Annotated in this window: 12 protein-coding genes; 2 read left to right on the top strand and 10 right to left on the bottom strand. The window is 70.9% G+C overall.

Annotated features, from left to right (window positions below; translation table 11 throughout):
- Positions 1–78 precede the first annotated feature (78 nt).
- Complete coding sequence (locus ACWCRB_RS06870) at positions 79–771, top strand: response regulator (RefSeq protein WP_450995013.1); 693 nt, start codon at positions 79–81, stop codon at positions 769–771.
- A 67-nt stretch (positions 772–838) separates the two neighbouring features.
- On the opposite strand, the gene ACWCRB_RS06865 is transcribed toward ACWCRB_RS06870, so the two are convergent.
- From ACWCRB_RS06865 to ACWCRB_RS06855, 3 genes are all read right to left on the bottom strand, one after another.
- The gene (locus ACWCRB_RS06865; protein ID WP_450995012.1) at positions 839–2,431 is read right to left on the bottom strand and encodes a solute symporter family protein; all 1,593 of its coding nucleotides are present in this window, start codon (positions 2,429–2,431) and stop codon (positions 839–841) included.
- Positions 2,428–2,994 (bottom strand): DUF485 domain-containing protein, encoded by a 567-nt coding sequence (locus ACWCRB_RS06860; RefSeq protein WP_450995011.1) that lies wholly within the window; start codon positions 2,992–2,994, stop codon positions 2,428–2,430. Before ACWCRB_RS06860 ends, ACWCRB_RS06865 begins: the two co-directional genes overlap by 4 nt.
- Positions 2,995–3,131: 137 nt before the next feature.
- Positions 3,132–5,252, bottom strand: coding sequence for a DNA gyrase/topoisomerase IV subunit B (locus ACWCRB_RS06855; protein WP_450995010.1), 2,121 nt, complete (start codon positions 5,250–5,252; stop codon positions 3,132–3,134).
- A gap of 451 nt (positions 5,253–5,703) precedes the next feature.
- Between ACWCRB_RS06855 and ACWCRB_RS06850 the strand changes: the two genes are divergently transcribed.
- A complete protein-coding gene (locus ACWCRB_RS06850) occupies positions 5,704–5,934 on the top strand; it encodes a DUF7455 domain-containing protein (protein ID WP_055532400.1) in 231 nt (76 codons plus the stop codon).
- 183 nt (positions 5,935–6,117) lie between these two features.
- On the opposite strand, the gene ACWCRB_RS06845 is transcribed toward ACWCRB_RS06850, so the two are convergent.
- From ACWCRB_RS06845 to ACWCRB_RS06815, 7 genes are all read right to left on the bottom strand, one after another.
- Complete coding sequence (locus ACWCRB_RS06845) at positions 6,118–6,984, bottom strand: serine protease (RefSeq protein WP_450995009.1); 867 nt, start codon at positions 6,982–6,984, stop codon at positions 6,118–6,120.
- Positions 6,985–7,208: 224 nt separating this feature from the next.
- The gene (locus tag ACWCRB_RS06840; RefSeq protein ID WP_268828133.1) at positions 7,209–8,744 is read right to left on the bottom strand and encodes an RNA polymerase sigma factor; all 1,536 of its coding nucleotides are present in this window, start codon (positions 8,742–8,744) and stop codon (positions 7,209–7,211) included.
- Between the two features lie 556 nt (positions 8,745–9,300).
- Positions 9,301–10,188, bottom strand: a complete 888-nt coding sequence (locus tag ACWCRB_RS06835) for a FadR/GntR family transcriptional regulator (RefSeq protein ID WP_235474389.1) — start codon at positions 10,186–10,188, stop codon at positions 9,301–9,303.
- A gap of 162 nt (positions 10,189–10,350) precedes the next feature.
- Positions 10,351–12,345, bottom strand: a complete 1,995-nt coding sequence (locus ACWCRB_RS06830; RefSeq protein ID WP_450995008.1) for an ABC transporter ATP-binding protein — start codon at positions 12,343–12,345, stop codon at positions 10,351–10,353.
- Between the two features lie 81 nt (positions 12,346–12,426).
- Entirely contained in the window at positions 12,427–13,185 is a 759-nt protein-coding gene (locus tag ACWCRB_RS06825) for an NUDIX hydrolase (RefSeq protein WP_235474391.1), read from the bottom strand.
- Between the two features lie 131 nt (positions 13,186–13,316).
- Positions 13,317–15,527 carry a glycogen debranching N-terminal domain-containing protein gene (locus ACWCRB_RS06820; RefSeq protein ID WP_450995007.1) on the bottom strand — a complete coding sequence of 737 codons (2,211 nt, stop codon included), beginning with the start codon at positions 15,525–15,527 and terminating at the stop codon, positions 13,317–13,319.
- Between the two features lie 542 nt (positions 15,528–16,069).
- On the bottom strand, positions 16,070–17,644 hold the full coding sequence (locus ACWCRB_RS06815; protein WP_450995006.1) for a DUF4192 domain-containing protein: 1,575 nt from the start codon (positions 17,642–17,644) through the stop codon (positions 16,070–16,072).
- Positions 17,645–17,681: the final 37 nt, after the last annotated feature.

Below are 17,681 nucleotides of genomic sequence, written 5' to 3'. Positions count from 1 at the left end.
GAGGACCACAGATGTGGCGCATGCCACAACATCCGCCTTCTGGGCGCAAACCGCTCCTCTGCTTGCAAGAGTGGTCCGATGATTGACGTCCTGGTGGTGGACGACGACCTCCGAGTCGCGGAGATCAACACCAAGTACGTGGAGAAGGTTCCCGGATTCAGAGTCGCCGCCTGTGTCCACAACGCTGCCGAGGCCCTGGCCGCCGTCCAGCGCGGCACCATCGACCTGGTCCTGCTCGACCACTACCTGCCCGACCGGACGGGACTCGAACTGGTCCACCGCATGCGGGAACAGGGCCACTGCACCGATGTCATCATGATCACGGGGGCGAGTGACGTGGTGACCGTACAGACCGCGATGCGCCTGGGCGCACTGCACTACCTGGTCAAGCCGTTCACCTTCACCGCGCTGCGCACCCGCCTGGAGTCCTACGCCGCCCTGCGCCGCACCGTCGACCACGTCGGCGACCGGAACCACACCTGCCAGGAGCAGGTCGACCAGATCTTCGGCGCCCTGCGCACCCCGCCCGCTCCCGCCTCCCCCGGCCTGCCGAGCGGCCACTCGGAACCGACCACGGACCTCATCTGCGGCGTGCTCCACCGCGCCGGCCACGCCCTATCGGCCCACGAGGTGGCCGCCGAGACAGGCCTGAGCCGCTCCACGGCCCAGCGCTACCTCCGCCACCTGGAACAGGCGGGCCGCCTCCGCCTCTCCCTCAAGTACGGCGACACGGGCCGCCCGGAACACCGGTACGCATGGGTGGCCCCCTGAGCGGCTCGCCGCCCGTTCACGGTCGTACGACGGTGAAGAAGCCGTACGACCGTGAAGTCGCCGCCCGCTAGACAGCCCCCGCCCCGGTGAGCGACCGCACCTCGGTCTCCGCGTGCTTGGCCGCGTCCGGCTCCTCCGCGGAGGTGACCGTGCCGAGCCAGCCCGAGAGGAATCCCAGCGGGATCGAGACGAGCCCCGGGTTCTGCAGCGGGAAGTACTGGAAGTCCACGCCGGGGAACAGTGATTCGGGGCTGCCCGACACCACGGGCGACAGCAGCACGAGGACGACGGATGGAACCAGCCCCCCGTACACCGACCACACCGCGCCCCGGGTCGTGAAGCCGCCCCAGAACAGCGAGTAGAGCAGCACCGGCAGATTCGCGGACGCCGCGACGGCGAAGGCGAGGCCCACCAGGAAGGCGACGTTCAGGTCGCGGGCGAGCAGGCCGAGGGCGATCGCGACCACACCGATGCCGACCGCGGCGGTGCGTGCCACAGCCACCTCGCTGTGGGGCTTGGCACGCGGGCGGCGCAGCGACGCGTACAGGTCGTGGGCGACGGACGCCGAGGAGGCGAGCGTGATGCCGGCGACCACGGCGAGAATCGTTGCGAAGGCGATGGCGGCGACGATCGCGAACAGAACCGTTCCGCCTGTGGAGTGCGCGCCACCGCCCAGATCGAGGGCCAGTAGTGGCACCGCCGTGTTCCCGGCCGCGTTCGACCCGCGGACCGCCTCGGGTCCCACGATCGCCGCAGCGCCGAAGCCGAGGACGATCGTCATCAGATAAAAACCGCCGATGAGCCCGATCGACCAGACGACCGAACGGCGGGCGGCACGGGCGGTCGGCACGGTGTAGAAGCGGGACAGGATGTGCGGCAGCCCGGCCGTGCCCAGGACTAGTGCGAGCCCCAGGCTGATGAAGTCGAAACGCGAGGTCCAGTCCCCGCCGTACCTCAACCCGGGGGCGAGGAACGCGTCACCGTGACCGCTGCGCTCGGCCGCCGTGCGCAGCAGCTGGTCGAAGTCGCCGTGGAACCGCACCAGCACCAGCACGGTCAGTGCGATCGCCCCGCCCATCAGCAGGACCGCCTTGACGATCTGGATCCACGTAGTGGCCCGCATCCCTCCCAACGACACATAGATCACCATGAGCGCGCCGACCGCGATCACCGTCCAGGACTGCGCCGCCTCGCTCGTCCCGCCCAGCAGCAGCGCGACCAGGCTGCCCGCCCCGACCATTTGCGCCACCAAATACAGAACGGACACGGTGACCGAAGAAGTTCCCGCCGCGATCCGTACAGGTCGCTCCCGCATCCGCGAGGCGACGACGTCGGCCAGTGTGAACCGCCCGCAGTTGCGCACCAGTTCGGCGACGAGGAACAGCACGACGAGCCAGGCGACCAGGAAGCCCACCGAGTACAGCAGTCCGTCGTAGCCGAAGAGCGCGATGAGGCCGGAGATGCCGAGGAAGGAGGCGGCCGACATGTAGTCGCCCGCGATGGCAAAACCATTCTCCATCGGGGAGAACAGCCGACCGCCCGCGTAGAACTCCTCCGCGGAGCCCTGCCGGTGCCGGCTCACCCAGGTCGTGATGCCCAGCGTGACGGCGACGAACGCGCTGAACAGGACCAGCGCCAGCATCTGGTGATCACCCGTCACGATCCACCGCCCCTGAGGCCCCGTGTCAGTTCCTGGGTGTCCCAGCGCAGATCGAGCGCGGCCCGGTCCCTACGCAGCCGTGCGTGGCGGGCGTACGCCCAGGTGAACAGGAACGTCGTGAGGAACTGTCCGAGTCCCGCGAGCATCGCCACGTTCACTGCGCCCACCACGGGCCGGGCCATGAATCCGGGCGCCATGGTCGCCGTCACGACATAGCCGACGTACCAGGAGAAGAAGACGGCGACGCCGGGGATCACGAACCTCCGGTAGCGACCACGCACCTCCTGGAAGGCCGCGCTGCGCTGCACCTCCAGATAGACGTCGGCCGCGCCGCCGCCCCGGCGCTCCTGCTCCCGGCGTGCGGGTGGGACGACGGCGGCGGGCGCGCCTGTGCCGTCCAACTCGCCCCAGCCGGAGGCGAGCGCGTCGTACCAGGGGTCCTCGAACGGCGTGTCCCCGCTCACCCCCGCGTGGGTGGGGACGACGTCACGACGTGCGTGGGTCTCGGCCGAACTCTCGGGGCCGCCCCCGCGTCTGCGCGGACGACCGGTGCTTGACTGCATGCCCAAGGATGGACAGAACGGGAAGATCCCCGACTCTTCTTCTCCATGGGCTTCACCCCATTAGGTGATTCATCCCGCGAGATCGGTTCGAGGTGGGTCGGGCCTACGCCCCGGGGTGTACACCCGACCCACCGCGGTCACGCGTCGATCCGGGACCTGTCCAGCGTCGCCGCCGAGCTGGAGATGAACTCCTTGCGCGGAGCGACGTCGTTGCCCATCAGGAGGTCGAAGACCTGCTCGGCGGAGTCCAGGTCGGACAGGTTGATCCGGCGCAGGGTGCGGTGGCGGGGATCCATGGTGGTCTCTGCCAGCTGGTCGGCGTCCATTTCGCCGAGACCCTTGTAGCGCTGGATCGAGTCCTTGTGGCGGACGCCCTTGCTCTGGAACTCCTGCAGCTTCTCGCGCAGCTCACGGTCCGAATACGTGTAGACGTACTTGTCCTGGCCCTTCTTCGGCTGGACGAGTTCGATGCGGTGCAGTGGCGGCACCGCGGCGAACACCCGGCCCGCTTCGACCATGGGCCGCATGTAGCGGTGGAACAGCGTCAGCAGCAGGGTGCGGATGTGGGAGCCGTCGACGTCGGCGTCGGTCATCATGATGATCTTGCCGTAGCGGGCCGCGTCGATGTCGAACGTACGACCAGATCCGGCCCCTATGACCTGGATGATCGCACCGCACTCGACGTTCTTGAGCATGTCGGTCACGGACGACTTCTGGACGTTGAGGATCTTGCCCCGGATCGGCAGCAGAGCCTGGAACTCGGAGTTCCGGGCGAGCTTGGCCGTACCGAGCGCGGAGTCGCCCTCGACGATGAACAGCTCGCTGCGCTCGACGTCGTCGCTGCGGCAGTCGGCGAGCTTCGCGGGCAGCGAGGAGGACTCCAGGGCCGTCTTCCGGCGCTGCGCGTCCTTGTGCTGACGGGCCGCGATGCGCGTACGAGCGGCTGCGACGGCCTTCTCCATGACGACGCGGGCCTGCGCGGCGGCGTCCCGCTTGGTGGTGGTCAGGAAGTCCTTGAGCTCCTTGGACACCACGTTCGTCACGATACGGCGGGCCGCCGAGGTACCGAGCACCTCCTTGGTCTGGCCCTCGAACTGCGGTTCGGCGAGACGCACGGTGACGACCGCGGTGAGGCCCTCCAGGGCGTCGTCCTTGACGATGTCGTCCTCGGCGACGCGCAGCAGCTTCTTGGTGCGCAGCACCTCGTTCATCGTCTTCGCGACGGCCTGTTCGAAGCCCGCGACATGGGTGCCGCCCTTGGGGGTGGCGATGATGTTCACGAACGACTTCAGGTTCGCGTCGTAGCCCGTGCCCCAGCGCAGCGCCACGTCGACACCCAGCTCGCGGGTGACCTCGGTGGGCGTCATCTGGCCGTGGTCGTCCAGGACCGGGACCGTCTCCTTGAAGGTGCCCTGCCCGGAGAAGCGGAGGACGTCGCAGACCGGCTTGTCGGAGGCCAGGTACTCGCAGAACTCGCTGATGCCGCCGTCGAAGCGGAAGGACTCCTCGCCCTTGCTGCCGCCCTCGCCGAGCCCGAACTCGTCACGGACGACGATGGTGAGGCCCGGCACCAGGAACGCGGTCTGCCGAGCGCGCTGGTGGAGGTGCTCCAGGGAGAGCTTGGCGTCCTTGAGGAAGATCTGGCGGTCGGCCCAGTAGCGCACGCGCGTGCCGGTGCGGGTCTTGGGGATCCGCTTGGTCTTGCGCAGGCCGCCCGTCTCGAACTTGGCGTCGGGGCCGATCTCGGCGAAGGAGCCGGGCACACCGCGCCGGAAGCTGATCGCGTGGGTGCTGCCCACCCGGTCGACCTCGACGTCCAGGCGCGCCGAGAGCGCGTTCACCACGGAGGCGCCCACGCCGTGCAGACCGCCGGAGGCGGCGTACGAGCCACCGCCGAACTTGCCGCCGGCGTGCAGTTTGGTCATGACGACCTCGACACCGGAGAGGCCGGTCTTGGGTTCGACGTCGACGGGGATGCCCCGGCCGTTGTCCCGCACCTCGACGGAGCCGTCGTCGTGGAGGATGACGTCGATGTGGTCGCAGTAGCCCCCGAGGGCCTCGTCCACGGAGTTGTCGATGATCTCCCAGAGACAGTGCATCAGGCCGCGGCTGTCCGTCGACCCGATGTACATGCCCGGGCGCTTGCGCACGGCTTCGAGCCCCTCAAGGACGAGCAGGTGCCGCGCGGTGTAGTTGGAACCGTCCCGGTCTGCTCCTGCCAGCAACGCTGTGGACGGCACGGACGTATCGGCGGTCACGCGGTTCGCTCCTCGCTGAATTTCAATTGGTGCCCTGGTGGGTAAGGGCCCGGCTTCGGTTGCCGCTCAGAGGGTACCGAGGCCTGGTAGAGCCGATGTAACGCCACCCTCGTCATGAACTCACACTATTCCAGCGTCGCATGCTTGTTCGATCCCTCGATGGAGTGAAGTACATATCACGTTCCCTTCCAGGCATGAACCATTTAGGCTCCGGGCACGTCCTCATGAACAACCGGCAACCCAGCCGGGGGACCCACACACCGACAGACGACAGACAGCGCGAACCCGTACAGACACGAAGACACGCAATACGGCACATTCGCCGCCAACCGGCAGCTGACAGCCGCTTCGAAAAGATTTTTTTCGAGGAAGAGCCGCGAGCGGGAACGTTTTCGGCCTGGTTGGATGTTGACCCTGGTACGACAGCTCGTCGAGCTAGAGAAGAGGCGACGTGACTACTGTTCTGACCCCCGCGAGCCCGCTGACGGCCGCTGATCGCTGCGACCGCTGCGGCGCCCAGGCATACCTTCGCGTTGTCTTGGCGAGCGGCGGAGAACTGCTCTTCTGCGCCCACCACGGCCGCAAGTTCGAGCCGGAACTCAAGAAGATCGCCGCTGAGATACAGGACGAGACGGAGCGCCTGACGACCGTTCCGGCCAGCTCCAACGAAGAAGAACGCTGATACTGCGCTTCGACGACGAGCCAGCTCCGGCCCAGGCCGGTTGATCCGGGCGGCCACTCCTGCAATCAGGAGTGGCCGCCCGCTTCACGCAAGCTCGCTCACGGACCGCGAGACGACCGTTACAGCGTCGTCGCGCCCCAGCTGCGTCCCGAGGGACCCCTCAGGCCGCCGCCCACGGGGGCCTCAGGCGCCGCCACCGGCAGTGGTGGCAGTGTTCCACCCCATCGTCCGTACGACGTCGGAGACCCGCGTGTAGACGCCCGGGCTCCCGGGCCGTCCGCAGCCGCTGCCCCAGGACACCAGCCCGACCAGCCTCCCCTGGGCGACCAGCGGCCCTCCGCTGTCCCCCTGGCAGGCGTCCGGCCCCCCTGCGGCCTCGCCGGCACACAGCATGCTGTCGGCCTTGTAGGTGCCGTCGGCGCTGCCCGGATAGGCCCGCTCACAGAGTGCGTCGGCGAGCACGTGCACGCGTGCGGCCCGCAGACTGCGCGCGTAGTCGGCGCCGCCCGTGATGTCGCCCCAGCCATAGACCGTGGCATTCGTACCGGGCTCGTAGGCCGGGTCGCCGGCAGCCGCCATCCCGATGACCGAGGTCTGCGGGAGCGCCTCGGCGAGGGTGAGCACGGCGAAGTCCCCGGCATTGCTGGTCTTGTCGTAGCCCGGATTGACCCAGGTGTCGCGGACCGCGATCTCCTTGCCCTGAGCCGACGTCAGTTCGGTACGCCCGGTGATGACCTTCAGGTCCTGAACGCGGTCGGGCGGCCCCCCGAGGACGTCCGCGCCCATGCAGTGGGCCGCCGTCAGTACGGTGGTCCGGCCGACGGCCACGCCGCCGCAGAACTGCCCGGCCCGCGTACCCCCGAACCGGTCACGGCTGGACAGGGCCACCGTCCACGGGCCCTCGGACACGTCGACCGGGAATCCGCCGACGACAACGCCGTCGGCGACGACAGGGGCAGCGGACGCCAGCGGTATCACGCCCGCCGAGGCCGCCAGGACCAGCGACCGGGTCAGCGCCCGGGACAGGGCCCGGACAATGGGACGACGCATGCGCGCTCCTCACTCTGGGATGATCACGAGAAACCCAGAGTGATCCAACCCGCCCCGCCCCGCACGCGCGGGCCACGAAAGAGGGACGCCGTCGGCTGAAGCCCGCGCTCCGCACGCGCCGGGCCGCGCTCCCCGCACGCCGGTGCGACGACCCGCGTCCGCACAGCACGAAGGCCCGGCTCCCATCGAGGGAGGCCGGGCCTTTCGTGTCGTACGACCGCGGCCTAGTCGAGGTAGTCGCGCAGCACCTGCGAACGCGACGGGTGGCGCAGCTTCGACATGGTCTTGGACTCGATCTGGCGGATGCGCTCGCGGGTGACCCCGTACACCTTGCCAATCTCGTCGAGGGTCTTCGGCTGACCGTCGGTGAGACCGAAGCGCATCGAGACGACGCCCGCCTCGCGCTCGGACAGGGTGTCCAGGACCGAGTGCAGCTGCTCCTGGAGGAGCGTGAAGCTGACCGCGTCGGCCGGGACGACCGCTTCGGAGTCCTCGATGAGGTCACCGAACTCGCTGTCGCCGTCCTCACCCAGGGGGGTGTGGAGGGAGATCGGCTCACGGCCGTACTTCTGGACCTCGATGACCTTCTCGGGGGTCATGTCGAGTTCCTTGGCCAGCTCCTCCGGGGTGGGCTCGCGGCCCAGGTCCTGGAGCATCTGGCGCTGCACGCGCGCGAGCTTGTTGATGACCTCGACCATGTGCACCGGGATACGGATGGTGCGGGCCTGGTCGGCCATCGCGCGGGTGATCGCCTGACGGATCCACCAGGTGGCGTACGTCGAGAACTTGTAGCCCTTGGTGTAGTCGAACTTCTCCACCGCGCGGATCAGACCGAGGTTGCCCTCCTGGATGAGGTCCAGGAAGAGCATGCCGCGGCCGGTGTAGCGCTTGGCCAGGGAGACCACCAGACGGAGGTTTGCCTCCAGGAGGTGGTTCTTGGCGCGGCGGCCGTCCTCGGCGATGATCTCCAGCTCGCGCTTGAGCTTGGGGGCGAGTTTGTCGGCGTTGGACAGCTTGTCCTCGGCGAACAGACCGGCCTCGATGCGCTTGGCGAGCTCGACCTCCTGCTCGGCGTTGAGCAGCGGGACCTTGCCGATCTGCTTGAGGTAGTCCTTGACCGGGTCGGCGGTGGCACCGGCGACGGCGACCTGCTGGGCCGGCGCGTCGTCCTCGTCGTCGTCGGAGAGGACGAAGCCCTTGTTCTCGGCCCCTTCCTCTTCCTCTTCACCGGGCTTGACGTCCTCGAGGACCTCGTCCTCGGCGACCTCGGCGTCGTCCTTGCCGGCGGTCGTCTTCTTGGCCGCCGTCTTCTTGGCGACGGTCTTCTTCGCGACCGCCTTCTTGGCGGTCGTCGTCTTCTTGGCGGCGGCCTTCTTCACGGGCGCCTCGTCCTCGACGGAGGACTCGGCGGCGGGGGCCGCCGGGGTGGCGGTGGCGGTGGCCTTCTTCGTGGTCACCGTCTTCGCCGCGACCGTCTTGGTGGCGGTGCGCTTGGCCGGACTCTTCGCTGCGACGCTCTTTCGGGTGCGCTTTGGCTCCGCGGCACTGACCATCAGCGTCACACCCTCTTCCTCGAGGATCTGGTTGAGGCTGCGCAGTACGTTCTTCCACTGAGTGGCCGGAATCTGGTCAGCTTCGAAGGCCCGACGCACGTCATCGCCGGCGATCTGCCCCTCAGCCTTTCCCCGCTCGATGAGCGCCATGACAGAGACGGACTCGGCGATCTCCGGCGGGAGCGTACGGGATGTGCTGGCCGACACGAACAACCTCTCGGAACGTTGGAAAACGGCTTCCGGCCCCGTCCACTACGGACAGGAGCCGACGACCGCCGACTGGGGATGGGCCGACGGCGCGGGCGGGGGCCGGGAAGATGCACAGCGCCTTGAACGGCGTCTGTATTCCCTCCTCGGCTGCCACCTCTTAGGTCATCGCGCTGCTTCCACAAGCGTTACGCCCAATCTGCGTGGCCCGAGTCACACCCCGTAAGCGCACAAAAGCGGTCAGATACGGCTAGATGTGGTCAGCCGTGGTGGCGACCAGGTCGCTCCGGCCGATCCGTGCCCGCGTCGACAGACACATCGACAGCCAAAACGACAGTCGCATCCACAGCCGTATCACAGCCGCGGCGGACGCTTCAGGACCGGCCGCCGTCTCTTCGCCCCACCTCGCACCGCGCCACCTGCCCGCCCCGTCTCCGCCGCCGGGCCCCGCCGGGCCCTCTCGGGATCCGACAGGGCCCGGCGGTGACGGTTCGCGAGCCGGGCGAAGTTCCGGGACGGCGACACGGCCCCCGATCCCGCCGCCCTCGGCTCGCGGTCAGTGCTCGCGCGGGGCCGGGACCACGCGCTCGACCTCGGGGTGCACGATGAGGAGCTGCCGCATGGCCGCCTCCGCACCCGCGCCGTCGCCGGCCGCGAGAGCGTCGGCGATCCGGGCGTGGTGCGCGAGGGACGCCTCGGTGGGCCGGTCACAACCGGTGACCGGACCGCCGGACACCTGAAGGGCGGCGGAGACGATCCCGGAGAGGTGCTCCAGCATGCGGTTGCCGGCGAGCTGGATGAGCAGCGAGTGGAACTCGGAGTCGGCACGCGAGAACGTCAGCGCGTCGCCCTGGCTCATGGCGTGGCCCATGATCTCGACCATGTCCACGATCCTCTGCTGGACGTCCTCGCGCCCGTGCCCGGCGGCTAGACGCGCGGCGAGCGGTTCGATCGTCCAGCGCAGCTCGCTCAGCTCGCGGCGCTGATCGTCGCGCTGCGGCCCGAAGGCACGCCACTCGATGATGTCGGGGTCGAGGAGGTTCCAGTCGCTGACGGGACGCACGCGCGTGCCCACGTTCGGCCGGGCGCTCACCAGGCCCTTGGCCTCCAGGACGCGGAGCGACTCACGGACGACGGTGCGGGAGACCTCGAAGCGCTGGCCGATCTCCTCGGGCACGAGGGGACGGTCCGCGCCCAGGTCGCCGGAGACGATCATCTGGCCGAGCTGCTGGACGAGTTGACCGTGCAGCCCGCGGCCGCGGCTGCCCGCGCTGCGGCGGCCGACACGGCCCAGCTCCGGGTCCGCGGCGTCCCAGGAGGGGACTCCGACGCGGTCGGGACCGGGAGCCTCGGCGTAGGGGTAGCGGTCGAGTTCGCCCGGGCCGACGAGACCGGAGTCTGCGGAGCGGGCGGCGGTCATCATGGTGTGCGCAAGGGTACTCACGGATCTTTTGTCGGCTCCGTCTCCAACTCCCTTGAGGTCTTTGGTGAAAAGCACACGAAAGGGTGATCGCTCACCCCGTCGCAATTGACGCCTTATCGGAAAGAAATGGGCGTTCCCCGGGGAGTTGTGCGCAGGGCGGGACCGGAAGGGCGCGGGCGATCGTCATCGGACCCTGCTTCGCAGGGTCGTGAGCAGATACGCGCAGAGCAGGGCAGTCAGCGACAACGCCAGTGCGCCACCGACGGGTTGGGCCATCACCCGCGCCCCGGCGGCCAGGTACCGCTCGCCCCCGAACGGCCACTGCGCCAGGAGCAGCTCGCGCAGCCGCACGGAGAACCCGGCCGCGCTCCGCACGGACGAGCCCTCCAGGACCTTCTGTACGAGAGGCACCATCAGGACGGGTACGGCGACCACCGCCGCGAGCCCGGCGGTGGTGGACCGGAAGATGCCGGCGGCCAGCACCCCGGCCCATGAGCAGCCGATCACGAGCCCGATCCAACTCGCGGTCAGCGCGAGCCAGTCCGCGGGAACCTTCGCCAGCTCCTGTCCGTAGACGAGGTAGAGCACTTCGGCGTCGCAGCCCACGGTGAGGAAGGCCAGCAGCAGCCCGGTGGCCCCAGCGACGAGGAGTTTGGCGGCGAGCAGTCCCAGCCGGCGGGGCACGGTGCCGCGGTCCACCGCCAGGGCGGGGTGGCGGAACTCGTCGCCGAAGGCGATGGCGCCGAGCAGCCCGGCGCCGAGTGCCGCGGGCGGCAGCGGCAGCTCCCGCGGCCAGGCGGCCAGCAGACGGTGCTGCGGAGTGTGCCCGATGCGGGCCAGGAGTACGGCGACGAGCGCGGACGAGACGAGCACGGCGGCCCCGGTCAGAAACCCGGTGCCGACACCGCCGGCCCGGCGCAGCTCGTAGCGGAGGGGGCGCAGCGGACTCGGGGCGGAGCGGACGGAGATGGGGGGTGGCAGCGGGGGCGGGTTGTCGGAGGCGAGGGCGGCGTCGGAGGAACGCGGGTGGGCGGCCCGGGGGCGAGTGGGCGCGGATGCCGCCGGGCCGGGGCCATCCGACGGCTCGGAGACACCGGCGGCTGTCGCCGAGCGGCCGGGGGGCACGTCCGACTCGGGGAGACAGGTCGCAGGGGTGACCTCGGTTGACGCGCCGGGGCCGTGCTCGGCAGAGCCGTGTGCCGCGGAGAGTTCCGGGAGCCTGGCAGCCCCATGACGTACGGCCGCGTCCTCGGGTGTGACCTCGGCAGCCTTCTCCTCACCCCGGTGGGTCGGGTCGCCGCCGGAGGCCATGTCACCGACCTCGTCGGCGAGTTGGTGTACGAGGATGCCGTGTCGGAACGCGGTCTCGCCGATGTCCGCGCAGGTACTGCCGTACACGGCGAGCCGGTTGCCGGACTCCCGTACGACCTCCACAGAGCGATGTGCCGTCCGGGCCTCCTTGGTCAGCAGGGCCGCGAGACGGGTGGCGTGCGGGCTGCGGACGGCGACCCGGGGGCGCAGTCGGGTGCGGGAGAAGTCCGCGGCCTCCTGGTCGGCGACGACCCGGCCCTGTTCGAGGGTGATGATCCGGTCGGCGGTGCGGGCCGCTTCCTTGGGGTCGGTGGTGGTGAACAGGACGGTGCCGCCCTGGGTCGCGTGGGCGCGCAGCATGCCGTGCAGCCAATGGCTTTCGCGGGCGGACAGGCCCTCGGTGAGGGAGTCCAGCACGAGGGTGTGCGGGTCCGCCAGCAGGGCGCAGGCCAGGCCGAGCCGGCGGTCCATGCCGCGCGACAGGGTGCCCAGGCGTTCGTCGCGCAGGCTGACGAGGCCGACCACCTCAAGGACCTCGTCGGCACGGCGGACCGGTACTCCGGCCGCCGCGCACAGCATGCGGAGTTGGCCTCGGACCGTGCGCGCGGGGTGCCCCGGCACATCGCCCAGGAGAACGCCGACCTCACGGGACGGATGGGCGATGCGGTGCAGTGGCCGGCCTCTGAAGTAGGTGATGCCACGGCCCTGTTGGAGTTCGAGCATGAGCCTGAGCACCGCCGTCTTGCCGGCGCCCGGGGTACCGAGGAGTGTGGTGACGCATCCCGCGCGCGCCTCGAAGGAGACGTCGTCGACGGCGGGGGGAAGCTCCTTGCGAGGGTTGCTGGTCAGTCCGAAGGCCTGGATCACCCGTAGCAAGATAGCGCGTTATGTCCGTTTTCTGGGGTGCGGCAGGCCCATGTACGCACATCTGTCCACGGCGTTCGTGTGTCAGACCTCGGGGCGCAGCATCGGAGGGTTGAGCAGTGTGGCGCCGCCGGCTCGGAAGAGCTGGGCCGGGCGGCCACCCTGCCTGGTGGTCGTGCCGCCGGTGGGGACGAGAAAGCCGGGGGTGCCCGTGACCTTGCGGTGGAAGTTGCGGGGGTCGAGGGCCACGCCCCACACCGCCTCGTACACCCGGCGCAACTCGCCGACGGTGAACTCGGTCGGGCAGAACGCGGTGGCCAGCGACGAGTACTCGATCTTGGAGCGGGCGCGCTCCACCCCGTCCGACAGGATCTGGGCGTGGTCGAAGGCGAGCGGTGCCGCCTGTTCGCCGTCGCGGCCGTAGCCGCCCTGCTGCAGCAGTTCCTCGACGGGGGCCCAGCGCGCGCTGTTGGCGTCGCCGCCGGCCCGGGGAGCGGGCAGGTCGGGGGCGAGCGCGAGATGGGCGACGCTGACCACCCGCATCCGGGGGTCGCGCTTGGGGTCGCCGTAGGTCGCGAGCTGTTCCAGGTGGGCGCCGTTGTCCTGGGCCGGGGCGTCCGGGTCGTGGGCGCGCAGACCGGTCTCCTCGGCCAGTTCACGCGCCGCGGCCTGCCCCAGATCCTCGTCGGCCCGCACGAAGCCGCCGGGGAGTGCCCAGCGCCCCTGAAAGGGCGGCTCACCCCTGCGTACCGCCAGCGCGCACAGGGCATGACGACGCACGGTCAGCACGACCAGGTCCACGGTGACGGCGAAGGGCGGAAACGCTGACGGGTCGTAGGGCATGCGGCGATCATAGTCGTCTGCCTGACGATAAACACTCCCCTCTCCAGCCGCGCCCATGACTGATCCACGACGGTCGGACGCGGGCGTCACCGGCCGCCTCCGGACGCCTTCCCTAGGCATGTCGTACGAGGTCATGCCCCCAGTTGCAGCCCAGCGGCGGCCTCCTCGACCATGGCGACGCCGAGACGGCCGACCCGTACGGAGAAGGGCTCTCCAGCGACCCGCAGCCCCGTCAGGCCGATCTCGCCCAGCGGCACACTGCGTACCGGACGGAGCATGACCGTGTTCGCCGGGGCGTCGGGACGGATGCCGGCCAAGGTGGCGAGCAGCAGTACCCCGGAGGCGGCAGCCGTGGCCGACGGCCGGCAGGCCGCCGGGTGGGGCAGCGGGGCGCCTCCTGCTGTGCGCTGCTCCCCCGCGTACATCTCCGGCAGCCGGTGGTCGAAGGCCTCGGCCGCCGCCAGGAGGCCGCGCAGCAGTGAACTCGCCTCCTTCTCGTACCCGGCGGTGGCCAGGCCCGCGACGGCCACCGCGGTCTCCTGGACCCGCACAGCGCCGCTGCGGTGGCCGAACGGGTTGTACCCCGGCTCCTTGACGCCGAGGCCGCGCAGTCCCCAGCCCGAGTCCATGGCCGGGCTGCCGAACAGCCGGGCGAGCTGTTCGGTCTGCACCTTGTCGAGCAGCCCGGGGGCCGACTCGCCCGCGCCCAGCAGACCGGTGTCGAGGAGATGGGCGGCGATGGAGCCGAAGTGCGGCACGATGCGCCCGTCCGGGGTACGGGCGGCCGCCGGTCTGCCGCCGCCCCGGTCCTCGACCCAGAAGTCGTCCCGGAACGCGGTGCGCAGCTTCTGGGCCCACTGCCGCAGCCCGGCACCGCCAGGTCGGCCGTACATGTCGAGGAGATCGGCGCCGAGGAGGGCGGCGCGGTGTGCGTGGGCCTGGGTCTCGCAGCGCAGGGGGCCGCCCGGCTGTGGATCGGGCAGGTAGGTGCCGTCTCCCACGGTCGTGCGCAGCCAGGTCAGACAGCGCTCCGCGGTGGGGAGCAGTTCCTCGGTCGTCTGCTCGGGGAGACCCCAGCGGCGGGCCTCGGCGAGGAGTACGGGGAAGAGCAGGGTGGCCTCCGTACCCGTGCAGCCCGGTGGCAGGTGTGCGCCCGCGTCCCGGCGCGGCCCGGGGAGCATTCCGAACCTCGGGCCCGGTCCCGGGATCTGGGTGCGGGCGAGGGTGCGCAGGGTGCCCGCCGCGAGCCCGGTGCCCAGCGGGAGCGTCATCCGGGCGGCGGCGAGAGCCTCGGCCGGGGCCATGCCGCAGCGCCACGGTGCCCCTGCCGCGAGATGTGTGTCGGAGGGGTGCGCGGAGTCGCGCAGGAGCAGGGCCTGGAGGTCCTCGATGCTGGTGCTGAGGAGCGCCTCGACGCGTGGATCGTCACCGACGGCCCGTGCCGGGGCGAGGGGGCTCGTCGCCACGTGGCCCACGGCTCGGACGGGTCCGGCGCCGTCCTGCCGTATGCGCAGCTCCAGAGTCGTGGAACCGCCCGGGAGCAGGTCGAGTTCCCAGCGCAGCAGGCCCGCGGAGGCCAGTGCGTCGGCGGGCGGCGGGTCGGCCGTGACGGCCGCGCCGCCGGTGGCGCCGGCCCAGCGCAGGCCGAAGGCGTGGACGCTGGCGGGCAGTTCGGGGCCCGCGGTGCCGGAGGCGATCGTGCCCAGGTCGGCCAGGTCGGTCCCGAGTGACACCTCGATCGGCAGACGCAGCGGGCGCGGCGCCGAGCTGTGCAGGGTGATCCGCTCGGTGCCGTCCGCGTGGCGGATGCGCTCGACGACGACGTCCGGGTCCGGCCCGCCGTCCGGAGAGGCGCGGAGTGTCCCCACGAAGCGGGCGCGGTCGGCGGCGGTCATCCGGGCCTGGACCGCGAGCGGTTCACGGCCGGCCACCCGGACCTGGCACCGGGCGAGCAGGCGCCTCCCGCCGCGATAGAAGCCCTCCAGCCCTCGGCCGGTGAGCTGTCCCTGGTCCGTGGAGATCGCGAGCCCTGGGAGGGCGACACAGATCAGGGTGGTGTGGGTCGGGGGCAGTTGGGCGGGACGGCGGGCGCCTGGCGGCGGAGCAAGCGGTGGTCGAGCAGCAGAGGACAGTGACGGCGCGCCTCTTGCCGGGGGTGCGGCAGGGCGTCCGGTGCCAGGAAGTGCGGCAGGGCGTCCGGTGCCCGGGAAAGGCGGCTCCGAGCCGCGCGGGTCGCCTGTGCTCCCGGGTGCTCCGCCGCCACCTCCCCGCGAGGGCGACGCGGGTGTACTCGCGGCACGGCGTTCGTCGTCGGCTGCCGAGGGCGGGGTCGGTGGATGCATGGGCGGCTTCTTCTGCGCTCTGGGCGCCGGGGGCGCGCTCGGCGCCTGGTAGGGGGCTTCGGCGGGGCAGGTGTGGGGCGGCGGCTCGGCCCGTCCAAGGGTTCCGCCACTCAGGTGAACGGACCAGGGCTTCCCCGAGTCACGCCCCCGGCGGGACAAGCCGACCGAATGGCGGTGCGGCGGGGCCGGTGTCCGACCGGTGCCGTGACAACCGCACCGGCTGTGCGCCGCGGTCGGGATGGTGGGGTGTCCGTCAGCTGTCCTGGCGCCGGTCAGTTGTACGTGGGACGCAGCGCCGTTGCTCAATCGTCGGTTGCGCGTGGCAGCCTGGCCGAACCGTCCGCCGCCCATCACGCGCTCGCCGGTATGCCTGTGCCCTGTCCCGTTGTTGACGAGTCGCTCCTCGGGCCTCCCCTCGCTGCGCAGCCATCGGCCGCCGATCCCGCCACCGTTCAGCCGCCGGTCGGCTGCCCCGCCCTTGTCGATCCGCCCGACCGGTGTCCAGCCGCTGCCCCGGCGCCCGTGGACTGCCCTACCCCCGTTCACGCATCGTCCCCCTTCGCCCTGTGACCGCGGGGTGCGGCCTCCCCCGCGCCCGGGCTGCGACGACGTACGGCGGGCTTGCCCAAGGGCTGGGGACGGGTCCCGCCCGTTCCCCTGGCCCGCGGCCGGGTCTCGGCGCCGTCCGGCGGGCCTACCCGACGTCGACGCCTCGTGGCCGACTCCAGCGCCCGCGTGGCGCCACTGACCGATGTCGAGCAGGACGGGGGACCCCCGACCTCGTCGTGCGAAGGCGTGGCTTCGGTGCCGTCGAACCGGCCGTCGCTCTCGGTCCCCTGCACGCCATCGATACCGCTCGTCCCCTCGAACCCGTCCATGGCCTCGAGCCCTTCGGCGTCCTCGCCCCAGCCGAGGCCCATGCCCTCGCCCTCCTCGCTGTCGTCGTCCTCGATCCACCCGGTGTCCGGCATCGTCCGGGGCGGCCCGGCAGGCACACCTGCCCGGCCGCCGCGCTCCGCGCGCAGACAGCGGCGGATCGACTCCGGGTCCAGGCCCTCGTTGCAGGCCTGGTGCAGCAGGCGGGCGAACAGATAGCCGGGGTCGGCGCCGAGTGCCATGGCCAGAGCCTCCCTGGCCTCCAGATCGTCGCCGGTCGACCAGGCGACCCAGCCGGCGAGTGTCAGCGGAGCCGCCGCGTGCTCCCGGTAGGACCCGACGCAGCGGCGGGCTAGGGCTCGCCAGAGACGCAGAGCCGGTGCCGCCTCGTCGCCCTCCATCCATTCCGCCGCCCGGTCGCGGGTCGTGCGGTCCTGCAGGCCCAGAATCAGCGCGGCGGCCTCGTCGTGGGAGAGCAGTTCGTCGTCGCGGAGGTCCGACAGGAGCGTGCCGGACACGGCGGGAGCCTCGGCGAACCGGTCCCTGACCCTGCGTGCCTCTCGCAGGGTCTCCTCGGCGATGTCCGCGCGGCTCGCGTCGTCGAGGATTCGCGGCACCAGACGGGCGTTCACGGTGTGGAGCACGCGTTCCTGTTCCAGCGCCGCAGCGGTCTCCCAGGGCTGGAGCCTGGCCCGCAACTCACGCAGGGTGCCCCGCACTTGCAGGCCGGCGTAGGTCGCGGCGGCGGCCAGCACCGAGGTGCCGGGCAGGCCCATGGGCACTCCGTCGTCGGGACAGCACTCGGGCGTCACACAGCAGTAGGACCAGAAGCGGTTGTCGGAAATGCACAGCGCCTCGACCACGGGGACGTCGAGACGGCCGCACTCGGTGCGCAGCAACTGGGCGAGCGGGCGCAGCCGTTCCCGCACCTGGTGCCGTGCCTCGCCCTCCGCCGGTTCCTGGCAGAGATACACGACCATGCTCTCGGGCCGTGCGCCTCTGCGCTCGCTTCCGGTCACCAGACCGTGCGTCAACTGCTGTGCCACGGCGGGCCAGTCGTCCGGGTTCGTGGGAATTCCGAGCCGGGCCCGGCCGCCGAACCGGCCGCGTCCGTCCCTGTCGTGCAGTGCGACCAGGACGATGCTGTCCTCGGGGTGGTAGCCGAGCAGATACGGCAGGGCGTCGGCCAGTTCGGCCGGGGTGCGCAGGGTGACCTGATGCGTTTCGCTGTGATTCGTCATGCGGTGACGATCTCGCGGATCTCCGGATTCCGTTTGA

This window comes from Streptomyces sp. NPDC002156 (assembly GCF_053593675.1).
The sequence above is the reverse complement of the archived record's forward strand: the minus strand, read 5'-3'. Positions and strand labels throughout refer to the sequence as shown.

Bases quoted from the DNA above. Each gene is read 5' to 3' on its own strand.
- ACWCRB_RS06870 (WP_450995013.1), top strand. From the start codon at position 79: ATGATTGACGTCCTGGTGGTGGACGACGACCTCCGAGTCGCGGAGATC.
- ACWCRB_RS06860 (WP_450995011.1), bottom strand. From the start codon at position 2,994: ATGCAGTCAAGCACCGGTCGTCCGCGCAGACGCGGGGGCGGCCCCGAG.
- ACWCRB_RS06845 (WP_450995009.1), bottom strand. From the start codon at position 6,984: ATGCGTCGTCCCATTGTCCGGGCCCTGTCCCGGGCGCTGACCCGGTCG.
- ACWCRB_RS06825 (WP_235474391.1), bottom strand. From the start codon at position 13,185: ATGCCCTACGACCCGTCAGCGTTTCCGCCCTTCGCCGTCACCGTGGAC.
- ACWCRB_RS06820 (WP_450995007.1), bottom strand. From the start codon at position 15,527: ATGCATCCACCGACCCCGCCCTCGGCAGCCGACGACGAACGCCGTGCC.
- ACWCRB_RS06815 (WP_450995006.1), bottom strand. From the start codon at position 17,644: ATGACGAATCACAGCGAAACGCATCAGGTCACCCTGCGCACCCCGGCC.